Annotated in this window: 13 protein-coding genes and 1 tRNA gene; 10 read left to right on the top strand and 4 right to left on the bottom strand. The window is 71.4% G+C overall.

The window, feature by feature from the left end:
* Positions 1–85 precede the first annotated feature (85 nt).
* From AF335_RS11410 to AF335_RS11400, 3 genes are all read left to right on the top strand, one after another.
* On the top strand, positions 86–1,306 hold the full coding sequence (locus AF335_RS11410; RefSeq protein WP_102918228.1) for a DNA polymerase III subunit delta': 1,221 nt from the start codon (positions 86–88) through the stop codon (positions 1,304–1,306).
* A gap of 223 nt (positions 1,307–1,529) precedes the next feature.
* Entirely contained in the window at positions 1,530–3,224 is a 1,695-nt protein-coding gene (locus AF335_RS11405; RefSeq protein ID WP_102918227.1) for an alpha/beta hydrolase, read from the top strand.
* Positions 3,225–3,332: 108 nt separating this feature from the next.
* Positions 3,333–3,406: transfer RNA gene (locus AF335_RS11400), tRNA-Thr, on the top strand.
* 19 nt (positions 3,407–3,425) lie between these two features.
* Here the strand turns inward: AF335_RS11400 and AF335_RS11395 are convergent.
* Together AF335_RS11395 and AF335_RS11390 are read right to left on the bottom strand one after the other, a co-directional pair.
* Entirely contained in the window at positions 3,426–5,039 is a 1,614-nt protein-coding gene (locus tag AF335_RS11395; protein ID WP_184743567.1) for a tyrosine-type recombinase/integrase, read from the bottom strand.
* Between the two features lie 13 nt (positions 5,040–5,052).
* Positions 5,053–5,787, bottom strand: a complete 735-nt coding sequence (locus AF335_RS11390) for a hypothetical protein (protein ID WP_146045501.1) — start codon at positions 5,785–5,787, stop codon at positions 5,053–5,055.
* A gap of 106 nt (positions 5,788–5,893) precedes the next feature.
* Between AF335_RS11390 and AF335_RS11385 the strand changes: the two genes are divergently transcribed.
* From AF335_RS11385 to AF335_RS11375, 3 genes are all read left to right on the top strand, one after another.
* Complete coding sequence (locus AF335_RS11385; RefSeq protein ID WP_376697827.1) at positions 5,894–6,145, top strand: hypothetical protein; 252 nt, start codon at positions 5,894–5,896, stop codon at positions 6,143–6,145.
* Between the two features lie 686 nt (positions 6,146–6,831).
* Positions 6,832–7,266, top strand: coding sequence for a hypothetical protein (locus AF335_RS11380; RefSeq protein WP_146045500.1), 435 nt, complete (start codon positions 6,832–6,834; stop codon positions 7,264–7,266).
* Positions 7,263–7,979, top strand: coding sequence for a zinc finger domain-containing protein (locus tag AF335_RS11375; protein WP_102918223.1), 717 nt, complete (start codon positions 7,263–7,265; stop codon positions 7,977–7,979). The genes AF335_RS11380 and AF335_RS11375 overlap by 4 nt, the downstream gene beginning before the upstream one ends.
* A gap of 513 nt (positions 7,980–8,492) precedes the next feature.
* Here the strand turns inward: AF335_RS11375 and AF335_RS11370 are convergent.
* Positions 8,493–8,711, bottom strand: coding sequence for a DUF397 domain-containing protein (locus tag AF335_RS11370; protein WP_102918222.1), 219 nt, complete (start codon positions 8,709–8,711; stop codon positions 8,493–8,495).
* Complete coding sequence (locus AF335_RS11365) at positions 8,708–9,583, bottom strand: helix-turn-helix domain-containing protein (protein WP_102918221.1); 876 nt, start codon at positions 9,581–9,583, stop codon at positions 8,708–8,710. The genes AF335_RS11370 and AF335_RS11365 overlap by 4 nt, the downstream gene beginning before the upstream one ends.
* A 200-nt stretch (positions 9,584–9,783) precedes the next feature.
* Between AF335_RS11365 and AF335_RS11360 the strand changes: the two genes are divergently transcribed.
* The 4 genes from AF335_RS11360 (at position 9,784) to AF335_RS11350 (ending at position 12,718) form a co-directional block, all read left to right on the top strand.
* Entirely contained in the window at positions 9,784–10,254 is a 471-nt protein-coding gene (locus tag AF335_RS11360) for an ATP-binding protein (protein ID WP_102918220.1), read from the top strand.
* Positions 10,247–10,576 (top strand): hypothetical protein, encoded by a 330-nt coding sequence (locus AF335_RS11355; RefSeq protein ID WP_102918219.1) that lies wholly within the window; start codon positions 10,247–10,249, stop codon positions 10,574–10,576. Before AF335_RS11360 ends, AF335_RS11355 begins: the two co-directional genes overlap by 8 nt.
* A 145-nt stretch (positions 10,577–10,721) precedes the next feature.
* Positions 10,722–10,901 (top strand): lasso RiPP family leader peptide-containing protein, encoded by a 180-nt coding sequence (locus tag AF335_RS34580; protein WP_170127668.1) that lies wholly within the window; start codon positions 10,722–10,724, stop codon positions 10,899–10,901.
* Positions 10,898–12,718: an asparagine synthase-related protein gene (locus AF335_RS11350; protein WP_170127667.1), complete on the top strand. Its 1,821-nt coding sequence runs from the start codon at positions 10,898–10,900 to the stop codon at positions 12,716–12,718. Before AF335_RS34580 ends, AF335_RS11350 begins: the two co-directional genes overlap by 4 nt.
* The last annotated feature ends 18 nt before the right edge of the window (positions 12,719–12,736 follow it).

Here is a 12,736-nt window from a genome sequence, read left to right as displayed (position 1 = left end):
GCCCCCGTGTCCCGTTCGCGGTCCGCGGTGTCAGTGCCGTGGACGACAATGGGGAGCCGCAGGACGAACAGGGCGGAGGACAGCCATGGCGGTGTGGGACGACCTGGTCGGCCAGGACCGGGTGACGGAGCAGCTCTCCGCTGCCGCGCGGGACGCGGACGCGCTGGTGACCGGCGCGGCGGCCCCGGGGGAGGGCGGCGCACCCGTCGGCGGCGGTTCGATGACGCACGCGTGGCTGTTCACCGGGCCCCCCGGCTCGGGCAGGGCGACCGCGGCCCGGGCGTTCGCCGCCGCGCTCCAGTGCGTCAGCCCCGACCGCGCCCACGGCGGCATGCCCGGCTGCGGTTTCTGCGACGGCTGCCACACCTCGCTCGTGGGCACGCACGCCGATGTCGAGATCGTCCGCACGGACCAGCTGTCGATCGGTGTGAAGGAGACCCGCGACCTGGTCCGCCGCTCCCAGCTGTCCCCGGCGGGCGGCCGCTGGCAGGTGATCGTCCTGGAGGACGCGGACCGCCTGACCGAAGGTGCCGGGAACGTCCTCCTCAAGGCCGTGGAGGAGCCCGCGCCGCGCACCGTGTGGCTGCTGTGCACCCCCTCGCTGGAAGACGTGCTGCCGACGATCCGTTCCCGCTGCCGGTCCCTCACCCTGCGGACGCCGCCCGTCGACGCCGTCGCGGACCTCCTCGCGCGCCGCGACGGCATCGAGCCGGGGCTCGCCGCGCAGTCGGCCCGCGCCACCCAGGGCCACATCGACAGGGCCCGCCGCCTCGCCACCGACGAGCGCGCCCGCGCCCGCCGCGCGGCCGTCCTCAAACTGCCGCTGCGGGTCGACGACATCGGCGGCTGCCTGAAGGGCGCCCAGGAGCTCGTCGACGCGGCGGCGGAGGACGCCAAGCAGGTCGCCGAGGAGGTCGACACCAAGGAGACCGAGGAGCTGCGCGCGGCGCTGGGCGCTGCGGCCGGCACGGGCGGGCGGCTGCCCCGCGGCACCGCGGGCGTCATGAAGGACCTCCAGGACCGCCAGAAGCGCCGCGGCACTCGTACCCAGCGCGACAGCCTCGACCTCGCGCTCGTCGACCTGACGGGCTTCTACCGCGACGTCCTCGCGATGCAGCTCGGCTCCCCGATCGCCATCGCCAACGTGGACGTCGAGGACGCCCTCCGGCGCGTCGCCTCGGGTTCGAGACCCGAGCAGACCCTGCGCCGCATCGAGGCGATCATCGAGTGCCGCCGCGCCCTCGACCGGAACGTGGCGCCGCTGCTCGCGGTCGAGGCGATGACGGTGGCGCTCCGGGCAGGGTGACGGGAAGGCCGTACGCGCCAAGTCGCCTGCGGTTACGCCTTCTCACTCGAACGAGCTCAATGAGGCCCTCCGGCTGGCCATGGGGCGCACCCCTGCGGATACGCTCCGTCCGGGCAATCCGATTCTCCGTAACTCCCTGTGACGATCGCGGTCTCGGTGTTCGCCATGTTCTCCGCGTACCCGCACATTTCCGTCCGTCCACTCCAGGTAGAGGGACCAGCCGATGGACACCAGCCGCCTGCTCCGCACCTCCGGCGCCGTCGCCGCGACCGCGGCGCTGCTGCTCTCCGGCGCCGCCCTGGGAGGTTCCTCGCCGAGGGCGTCCGCGGCGGTGCCGTCGAAGGACCGGGGTGACAGCGCGGTGTGGGGCGACGCGGCGCGGGGACGCCCCGGTGCCCCGTACGCCGGGTCCGCGGCCGCGTACGCCGGATCCGGCACCTCGTACGCCACCGGACCGTACGCCTCCGAGCCCGGCCGCCCGCTGGCCCTGCTGCCGGCCCAGGTGCCGTCGGCCCTCCGCTCGTACTACGCGCAGAAGCTGACCTGGCGGCCGTGCGGCACCAGCGGTTTCGAGTGCGCGACGCTGATCGCCCCGCTGGACTACGACGACCCGCGGCCCGCCGACGACGTCAGGCTCGCGGTCTCCCGCAAGAAGGCGACGGGGCCCGGCAAGCGCCTCGGCTCCCTGCTGGTCAACCCCGGTGGCCCGGGCGGCTCGGCGGTCGGCTATCTCCAGCGGTACGCGGCCCTCGGCTACCCCGCGGCGGTCCGCGCCCGGTACGACATGGTCGGGATGGATCCGCGCGGGGTAGCCGGCAGCGAGCCCGTCGTCTGCCTGTCCGACGCGGAGATGGACGCCTACACCCAGGTCGACCAGACGCCGGACGACGCCGGCGAGATCGGGGAACTGGTCGACGCCTACATCAAGTTCGCGGAGGGCTGCGAGGCCCGCTCGGGCAAACTGCTCGGCCATGTGTCGACGGTCGAGGCCGCGCGCGACATGGACGTCCTGCGCGCGGTCCTCGGCGACGAGAAGCTGACGTACGTCGGCGCCTCGTACGGCACCTTCCTCGGCGCCACCTACGCCGGGCTCTACCCGGCCCGCGTCGGCCGCCTCGTCCTCGACGGCGCGCTCGACCCGTCGCTGGACTCCGAGCGGATCAACCGCGACCAGACCGCGGGCTTCCAGACCGCCTTCACCGCCTTCGCGGAGGACTGCGCCCGGCGCAAGGACTGCCCGCTGGGCACCACCACGGCGGAGGCGGCGGGCGACCGCCTCGCGGCCCTCTTCAAACAGATCGACGGCCACCCGCTGCCGGCCGCGAAGTCGCGCAAACTCACCGAGAGCCTCGCCACCACCGGTGTGATCTCCGCCATGTACGACGAGGCGGCCTGGGGCCTGCTGCGCGCGGCGATCCGCGCCGCGGCGCACGGCGACGGAGCCCCGCTGCTGAGGCTCTCCGACGCCTACTTCGAGCGCGAGGGCAACGGCGGCTACGCCAATCTCATGTACGCCAACGCCGCCGTGAACTGCCTGGACCTCCCCCCGGCCTTCCGCGGCCCCGGTGAGGTCCGCGCGGCCCTCCCGGCCTTCGAGAAGGCATCCCCGGTCTTTGGCGAGAGCCTCGCCTGGGCGGCCCTGACCTGCGGGTACTGGACCATGCCGGCCGTCGGACGGCCGCATGTCATCCCCGCGCGGGGTGCCGATCCGATCCTGGTCGTCGGCACCACCCGCGACCCGGCCACGCCCTACCCCTGGGCCCGCGCCCTGGCCTCCCAGCTCTCCTCGGGCCGCCTCCTGACCTACGACGGCGACGGCCACACCGCCTACACCCGGGGCAGCGCCTGCATCGACAACGCCGTCAACAACTACCTCCTCACCAGCACCGCGCCCCCCGCCTCCCAGAAGTGCACCTGACCTGCGACTGAGCCCCGGCCCCGGCCCCTCGGCCACCGTGTGCGGAGCACCCTCGGAAACTGTGTAAACTTGGCCCCGCTGCTGATGCCGATCCGGCCCCCGCAGCTTGCCGCCTTAGCTCAGTTGGCCAGAGCAACGCACTCGTAATGCGTAGGTCTCGGGTTCGAATCCCGAAGGCGGCTCAGTTGAAGTCCAGGCCAGTTACCCGCTGACCTGGGCTTTTTCTTTGTCCAGGGTCGCTGGCCCCGAGATTGCGATGATCTCTGCGGGAGCGTGTGAGCCCGAGGTGAGCCCGGCGGTGCGCGCGATCTTCGAGGACGCGGCCCGAGGGACCATGCGGGCAGTGGCCTCTGCTGCCTCGGCGCCGACCTTCGGCAGGACCGACTGGTAGATGTCCCGCGTGATCCGGGAGTCGCTGTGGCCCAGCGTCTCGGACACGATCTTGACGTCGACGCCGGCGGCAAGCATCAGCGAGGCCGCAACGTGACGCAGGTCATGCAGTCGGATCGGCGGGAGTCCGCTCGCCTCGACGAGCCGTTCGAAGTAATCGGTCAGCCACCCCGGGTGGAGCCACTCGCCATTTTCCTGGGTGAAGATGCGGCCCGTGTCCTGCCACGCCTCACCCCAGCTGAGCCGGTCAGCGGCCTGCTTCGCTAGGTGCGTGCGCAGCGCGTCCATGGTGTCTTCGTCGAGATGGACCACCCGCGCGCCGCTGTCGGTCTTCGGGTCGCTCTCCAGGACCTCCCAACCGTCCTGCACCAGCTGCGTGGCGATGGTGAGCGTCATCGCCTGGAGGTTCAGGTCCTGCTTGCGGGCTCCGCATGCCTCACCTCGACGTAGTCCGCGGTAGGTGATCAGGTGGAACAGGGCGTACAGCCGGTCCTCGGCGATGAAGTCGAGGAACTGGCCGGCCTGCTCCGGGGTCCACACCATGACCGGGGACGGTTTCTCGCCCGTCCTGATCCATTCTTCGACGCGTTCCTCGGTCCAGACGAGGGCCTTCGGCCGCTTCGCCGCCTCCAGCTCGACGTGCTGGGCGGGGTTGAAGGTGATGTAGCCCTGGGCGATGGCGTCGTTCAGGGCGGCACGCAGCGTTGCCCTGATGTGGCTTTGCGTCGAGGGTCCGGTGATCCGCCGGAACGGGGGCATCGCCGCGATGGTCTCCTTCAGCGCCTTGCGCCGGGCGCGGCTCTCCGCGCCCTTCCAGGGGATCGCGGCCAGCTCGTCGATCGCGGCACGACGCATGATGTTCGCGTCGTTGATCTCGATGTTCGTCTCGGCTATGCCCGCGAACATCTCGTCGAGGTGCTGCACCCGCAGCCGGTCGAGGCGAAGGTGCCCGATGCGTGGTTCCAGGTGCACGCGGATGTCGGTCTCGTACCGGTCCTTGCCGCTCTTGCGGAGCCGCTTCTTGCCGGCGAGCCAGAGTTCGAGCCACTCGCCGACCGTGGTGTGCACGGTGAGGGACTGGCCGGTCCCGAATTTCCGCTTCGTCTCCTCGTAGTCCGGTATCGGCTCCTTGCCGGAGGCGACGGATTCGAGGAGATCGCCGATGCGCACGCGGCCTTCTGCGTCGTCGGTGCTGGGGATCTTGAGCAGCGTGCGGATCTGGTCCAGGTCGGCCTGAGCGTCGTTCTTGGACGTGTAGCCGGAGCGGCGGAAGGTTCGTCGCGTCCCGTCCTCACGGAGCGGTAGCTCCTGCCGGACGTTCCACAGGCCGTGCCGCTTCTGCGTGAGCTTGGGGCACGACTGGCCGTACTGCTTGCCCGTTTCCGGGTTGCGGCAGGCGCATCGTTTGAAGGTTGAGCCGGTCAATCCTGTTCTCCTTCTAGTCCTTCGTGTCGAGGATCTGCACAGCCTCCGGGCGCTTGAGCATGTCGAACTGCCGCATGTCATCGACCCATCTGGCGTCGCAGGCCGGGATGTTCAGCCCGAGATCGGTCATCTCGTTGAGTACGACAGCGAACTCCTGGAGCCGGTCGAGGTAGGCTCCGCGCGCCTTGCGGGTCGCGTCGGCATCCTCGCCGTGACGCGCCTGGGCGAAGTGGAGCTGACCGCTCGCATGCCTCAGCGCCGCCTGGGTCGCCTGGAGGCTGCGGTACACCTCGGTAGGCACGGCCACCTGCCGCCAGACCCCCGTGCGGTTCGGCCCTTCCTCGCCGCCGATTCCCGAGCTGTCGACGACCGTCCGCCCTCGTTCGTCACGGAAGGCCGGCGGCTCCTCACCGGTAACCCATTGCCACGCGTAGTGCGGGTGCAGGCCGCCCCACTTGGCCGGCGACGGGACCCTGTCCATGCTGCCGAGCGGCAGCATCAGAAGCAGCGGGGGGACGCCGAGCGCGTACGCGAAGGTCATCAGCTCGTCGACGGTGACCTCGCGGCGGCGCTTGCCGTCCTTGTCCCGGCGGCCGGTCTCGATGTTCGTGATGGCCGCATACGTCAGCTCGGGAGCACCGATCCGCGCGCACTCCTCCGCGAGCTGCTCGCGGTTGAGCCCGAGGCGAGTCCGGTGCGCCCGGACCTGCTCGGCGACCACGTCGCTCAAGATCTCGTGACTGTGCATATCGACACGGTAGCGCATCAACTTGCGCCGTGCCATTCTGTGACGCTAGGTTGATCAAGGTCGATTCGAACCGTCGGCTGTGCAAATCGACAAAACCGGAGCTTGGATGCACCCCCGCCAGATGACCCACGCCGAACTGACGGCCCTTCCGGTGAGCTTCCCCCTGGAGACCGCGAACCGCGCCCTGGGCATCGGCCGCACACAGGGCTACTTCATGGCGAAGACCGGGACGTACCCCGTGCGCGTCCGGCAGCTGGGCCGCGCCTACCGCGTCACCCGCTACGACCTGTGGAGCTACCTGGGCCTGCCCGTCATCGCCCCCGACAGTGCAGGCGGTGACGTGGCCGTGGCTGCGTGACGGCCTGCGCCACAACGAGAACGGGCCCCGGCCTGGCGATCGCAACGCCAGCCGGAGCCCTCGAAGCCCACAACGCCATCCATCCATGAACAGCACGACGGCGTGAGGTCTTGCCCACCCCGCACCGTCGGTCAAAGGACTCTTCGTGAAGCCTACCGACTTCCCTGTCTCCGCCGAGAGGCAGGAGGCCGCAGCGTGATACGCCCCATACCTTCAATCCGCTCCCGCAGCAGCCTCACCTCCACCCCGCACGGATTCGGAGGGGCGGCCCGTTGAGCCTCGACGCCATGGACTGGGTCTGGACCCGGTCCGCCGCGAAGGGCACTGCCCGCATGATCCTGCTGGCCATCGCCGACAAGTGCTCGGGCCCGGAGTGCACCGCCTATGCCGGCACCGCGATGCTCGTGCAGCGCACGAACGCGTCCCGGCGGTGTGTCGTCGGCGCAGTCGACAAGTTGCTCGCGTCCGGTGAGCTGGCTGTCGTCGAGGGCCGTAAGGGGCCGCGCGGCGAGACCGTGTACCGGCTCGCGGGCGCGGTCGGTCACGCCCGCGCCATGTCGTCCGATAGACCCCGGATTGGTGGTGCAGATTCTGCACCGGTGCCGAATCTGCACGGGTGCGAGAGTTGCACCCCAGGGGGTGCGGGGTCTGCAACGGAGGGGTGCGAGAACTGCACCCCCAGGGGTGTGGAATCTGCACCCCAGAACGCAAGAGAACGCAAGCACCAAGAGGAACAGCAGCAGCCGCGCGCGAGAGCCCTCTCCGCCTCCGTGGTCACCGAGGCACTGCGCCCTCTGGCTGCCGCCCTCGACGCCGCTGGCGTCGGCGTGCGCTGGAGCCTCGGCCTCGGCGAACAGGAGGCCGTCTGGCGTCTCGTTCAGCGTCACGGCGTCTCTGCTCTCGTCGAGCTCGCCGTCCACCGCACCGTGCCCGGTGAGGCGCCCAGGTCGGCCCGGTACTGGCTCAAGGTCTGGTCCGACCTCGACCACCTGAGCCCGGCTGGGCCCGGCGCCACCGTCGTTCCCTTCCGGGGCCGTGCGACCACCGCCCCCGCCGCCTCAGCGCGGCAGAACCTGCTCGCCGCCCTGGACAACTTGGAGAACCGGGAGAACGCCCGATGACGCCCCGTGAAATCGTCGCACTGCTCGACCGCGTCGCCACCATCGACGGCCGGATCGACCGACAGCTCAATGACGCAAGCAGCGCCGAGCGCGTCGTCACCCGATGGACCACCGCCCTCGCGGATGTCCCCGCTACACTCCCCGCCGGTTCGTGGGACGTGGGCCGCGTGGTCCGCAACTATTACGAGCGCCGCGGGGGCGACAACAGCGCGCAGTACCACCCCGTCGAGCCTTACGACATCCTCACTGCCTGGGCCCGGCACCGCGATGCCCTGATGCAGCGCCACACCGACCCCACCCCGGCCGCCGACCCCGACGACGTTCCTGCCTTCCTCACCGAGATGCGCACCACCCGTACCGCTGTCGCAACCGGGCGGGCCGCGCCCATCGAGTACCGCGCGCTGACCAGCGGGCCGCACCCGGCCATCGAGGCGCGGCTGCGCGCGATCGGATCGTGCATCCCCTCGCCGGCTCGCGCGGAACTGGCTCGCTACAGGCCCGTACGTGCCGTTCGCGAGGCCGCCGTCGCGGCTGGACAGCCAGACCCGCTCAATGTTCGCTGCGACTGGTGCCAGGCACCCGAAGGCCGCCCGTGCCGCAGTCGTCGTGTTCGCCCTGATGGCAGCGTCCGCAGCAATGCCCGCCGTGCCACCCCGCACCCCTCCCGCGTCGAGCTCGCCACCGCGCAGCATGGCGGGGAAGCCGCCGCGTGAAGCCGCCAGGTTGTTGCTTTCCCGGCCGGAAACGGCCAGGGGAGAAAACGCGCAACTCGGTTACAGCTCCGGACGGCCCATCACGTGGTCAAGAGGGAATGGGTCAGCGGTGGGCGGTGAGGAAGTCGCGTGCGCGTTCGACGAGCTCTGGCGCGCAAGCCACGCGCCGAGGAGCCGCCACCTGCGTGTAGCAGGTGGCTGGGGGGACGGCCCCACTCCCTGGTCTCGCGGGTACCGTCGCTGTTCCGGGCATTGGGCTGAGGCCACTGCCGCACTCGACTTACCGTTGGACGCCCAACGACTGACGGAGGTCACTGATGTATGCGCCGCCGGATGAGCCCGCACGGGCCCGCATGGAGGCCGCGTTCGCCGAGGCCGCCCGGCCCTTCCTGTATCGGTCGTCAGTCGTGCCCGGGCTCCACCGCAGGAGACGCACGCAACCGTGGCGCATGAGAGATCCAGATCCCGCTCGCGCCGCGTCGAGCACTTGCTGTGCTCTTCCGAGGGGAGGGCTTACAGCTCTCCCCTCAGCATCCCGGTGCGAAACGCGTCCCACTCCGCTGTGGTGAAGCGGAGTGGTTCGAGGTGGGTTTTCTTGGAGTCGCGGACAGCGATGCCGCCGGGGAGGTCGGCGGTTTCGACGCAGTTGCCTTCGCCTGCGCTGGCGGAGGACTTGCGCCAGGTGGCGGCGGAGAGGTCGTGCGCGTACAGCTCCGCCTTGGGTCCGTTCACTTTGGGCTGCCTTCTTCGATGCGTTTGATCAATGCCAGGGAGTCGTCCACCGGGAGGGCGGCGGCGACGATCCGTTCGAAGGCGCCGGCGAAGACGCGGACGTCCTCGCTGCCCTCGACGTAGGAGTTGCCTCGGAGGTTCTCCACGAGGACGACGTCCGGCATGGGGCCGGGGAAGTTGACCACGGTGAAGCCTCCGGCGACGCCTGGGTGCGGGGTGGCGCCCAGGGGCATGATCTGGAGGGTGACGTTGGGCAGCTCGGCCACGTCGAGCAGGCGGCGGAGTTGTTCGCGCATGGTGGCCGGGCGGACGGCGAACCGCTGGTGCAGGACCGCTTCGGAGATCACGGCCCACACGTTCAGGGGTCCGGTGCCGTCGGGGCGGGAGAGGACGGCTTGGCGGGCCATGCGGACCTCGGCGAGGGCGGCGACCTCTTCTGGTGTGCGGGTGACGGCGGAGGCTGCGATCATCTCCCGCGCGTACGCGGCGCTCTGCAACAGGCCGGGCACGAGGGTCGGTGACCACTCCAAGACTCGCTCGGCGTCGGACTCCAGCGAGAGGTAGTCCGCGTAGGCGGGCGCGACTACACCGCTGTAGGTCTGCCACCAGCCCTTCTTGCTGGCGTCGCGGGCCAGGTTCTCCAGCGCGGTGAACACCTCGGGGTCCGTGACGCCGTACGCCTTGAGCAGGTCGGTGACCTCGGCCGGGCGGATGCCGGCGGCCGCGTTCTCCACCTTCGACATCTTCGGCGCCTTCCAGCCCACGGCCCCGGCGGCACCATCCAAGGTCAGCCCGGCGTCGTTGCGGAGCTTGCGCAGGGCTGAGCCGAGTCGGCGGCGCCGGATCGTCGGTACCACGGGGCTGTTGGGCATATGCGCAGTGTTTCACCACCGCCGGGAGAGCGGGAGCCCCTTCGCCGGACCATCCGAACGAGTTTGGTGGAAACCTTGCGACCCGTGGGCGGTTGGGTCCATCCTCGTCGGAAAGGCCAGAGGGGTCTGCCAACTGGCGGTATCCCGGGGGCACTTGCGTCGATCTTGCGCGGGCGGAAGCCTGTGCGGATGGAGGGGCCATGGTCACCATGGCGGACGAGAGGGCACCGGCGGTCCCGGGCTTCTACCTCACCGAGAGGCCCGGCGGATTCGCGGTCCACATGCACTCCTCCGCCGAGCACTTACGCCGTGTCCGGCACATGACGGGCCAGGCGCTGTGCGAGGCCGGAGTCACCGCGGATGTCGCCGAGAACGCCCAGCTGGTGACCAGCGAGCTGATCGGCAACGCCGTGACCTGCTGCGGGCCCTTCGTGCCCCTGGTCGTCGAGGTCGTCGCGGAGCCGGTTGCGGTCTTGGTGAAGGTCCACGACCCCGACGGCGAGCACCTGCCCGACCGGGCTGCGGCCCCGCTGGACGACCCGGACGCCGAGTCCGGCCGGGGGCTGCCCCTGCTCGACCTGCTCGCCCCGGGCTGGCACACCGTCATCACGCCGGTGGGCAAGCAGATCCGCTGCCGCGTGCCTTACAGAAGAGGTGGAGTTCGTGCCTGAGCAGGACGCCGACGAGCTGCCGTTCGACGTGCGCTTCGACGCCGGCTCAGGCGAGGTCGTGGTGATGATCACCTACGGGAACCCGCCCCGGCAGACGATGCGCCGCAAGACATACGCCTCGCAGGAGGCCCTGGCCGTCGCGATCGCCGAGCACAACCACGAAGCGTTCCTCCAGGCCCGGCTGGCCAACGTGCTGGCCTCCGCCGCGATCAACCACCTCGGAGCGGACCCCGTGCGGCTCCAGAAGGCCGTCCGCGCGCTGTCCGACCCGACGAACACGGTGCCGGTCGGCTCGATCCTGCGAGGCGAACGGCAGCCGTGACCCCAGGCTCCTGCCCCGCCGGTGACATCCCGCTGGGACCCGGCCGGGCAGGCCGCACCACCCTGCACCATCCGCCAGGCCAGCCGGCCGGGCGGTCACCGCGGCCGGACAACGGCGTCCGGCACCGGAAGAAGGGAAGTGCCCTATGAGCAAGGTAGCCAGCGGCGGGACGGAGACATGCTCGCCTGCGTACGAGGCGCCGAAGGTGATGGCGGTGGGCTCGTTCGCCGCCGACACCCTCGGGGACGTCAGCGTCGGCCAGAGCGACGACTCCGACGCGGGCCAGTACTACGCGCCCCTGTTCGCCCCGACCAGCCGCTCGTGACCGAGGCGGCCGGTGCGTTCAGGCCGCCGTGGTTCTGTGTTCTGCCCGATGACGACGCCGCCGGGCCTGTGGCCCGGCGGCTCGCCCGGCAGGACGCGGCCCGCACCCTCCAGCACAGCTCGGGACGCCCGTGGCTGATCGCGTTCGGGTGGGGGAAGAGGCTGCGGACGGTCGCGGCCGGTCCGCTGAAGGTGGTGCTGATCGGGTCCTGCCCGGTCAGCGCCGCCCGGCTGCGGGTCCTGGCCGACAGGGCGGCCGAGACCGGTGACGAGGAGGAGCTGGCCGCGCTGCCGGGCAGCTACTACCTGGTCACATCTCGCCGGGGCGTCCGTAGCGCACGTGGGGACGTTGCGGGCCTGAACCGGCTGTACTACGCGACCGTGGACGGCGTGTGGGTGCTGTCCAGCAGCCCGCGCCAGCTGGCCCACGAGGTGGGCAAGGGAGTGGACGAGCGATGGGCAGCCCTTCGCCTGCTTGCCCCGCACGCGCCCGCCCCGCTGCTGTTCAGCCGCACCCCGTACGAGGGCGTCAAGCCGGTCGCCCCCGGGTACGCGGCCACGCTGAGCGCCTCCGGCCGGCTGGCCGTCACCCGCTCCTGGACGCCGCCCACGGCCGTCCTCCCGCTGGAGATGGCGGCGGAACGGCTGCGGGACGTGCTGGCCAAGGCGGTCGCCAGCCGGGTGGCCTCGCCACCGGTGGCCAGCGTGCAGCTGTCCGGCGGCCTGGACTCCGCGGCGCTTGCGGCCTTGGCCGCGCGGGCCCGCCCGGCTTCCACCAGTCTGCTGATCACCGTCGGCTCGCGGGCGGCGGACAACCCCGACGAGCGGTGGGCCCGCCGCACCGCCCGCCTGCTGGACGGGGTGGACCACCTGGTCCTCGGCCCCGGCGCCTACCCGCGGATCTTCCAGGACCTTCAGGACGCGCAGTTCGCGCTGGACGAGCCCGCCTCGTTCGCGTCTTCGGCGGCCCGCTTCCGCCAGACTCTGCGGGTGCTGGCCGAGCACGGCAGCGGTGCCCACCTCAACGGCCAGGGCGGCGACGAGACCCTGGTGGCCCCCTTGTCCTACCTGCCGCAGGCCGCCGGCCGCAGCCCGTACCGCGCGTGGTGGCATCTGCGCGGCCACGCGGCCCTCAACCGCACCAGCAGCCTGAGCCTCGCGCAGGCCGCCGCCTCGGCCGGCACCTACCGGCAGTGGCTGATCCGGGCCGCCGACCGGCTCACCCTCCCGGCCAGCCCGGCCGCCGCCCTGGCCGGGTGGGAGGCTCCTCCCCGCCTCCCGCCCTGGACCGTGCCCGAGGTCGTCCGCGACCTGCGGCACGAGCTGCTGGCCGTCGCGGAGACGGCCGAGCCGGTCTCGGAGGACATCGCGACACACGGGGCGGTGATGCGGATCCGCTCGGTCGCCCGCCGCGCGAGCCTGTACCGGGATGCGATGGAAGCGGCCGGAGTTCCCGGCCACTTCCCCTACCTGGACCGGGCGGTCATCGAGACGGCCCTGGCGACCTGGCCGGAGGAGCGGACCGACCCGTGGTCGCCCAAGCCCCTGCTGACTGCGGCCGTCGCCCCGCTGGCCCCGCCGGGCCTGCTCGTCCGGCGGGACAAGGGTCACTACAACCACGAGATCCACACCGGCCTCGCCGCCCACCACCGTGAGCTCGCCGAGCTGTTCACCGGCTCGGCCCTGGGCAAGGCCGGGCTGATCGACGAAGGGGCCGTACGCCAGGCCCTGGCCGAGGCCGCCACCCGCCGCATCCCGCCCGCGTTCATCACCGAGACGGTCGCTGTGGAGCTGTGGCTTCGCAGTGCCCGCCCCTGACCCGCCAGGAGGCCGATC

The organism is Streptomyces eurocidicus (assembly GCF_002891295.1).
GTDB lineage: Bacteria > Actinomycetota > Actinomycetes > Streptomycetales > Streptomycetaceae > Streptomyces > Streptomyces eurocidicus.
Note: the sequence above shows the minus strand (reverse complement) of the source record. Positions and strands in the feature narration are given on the sequence as shown.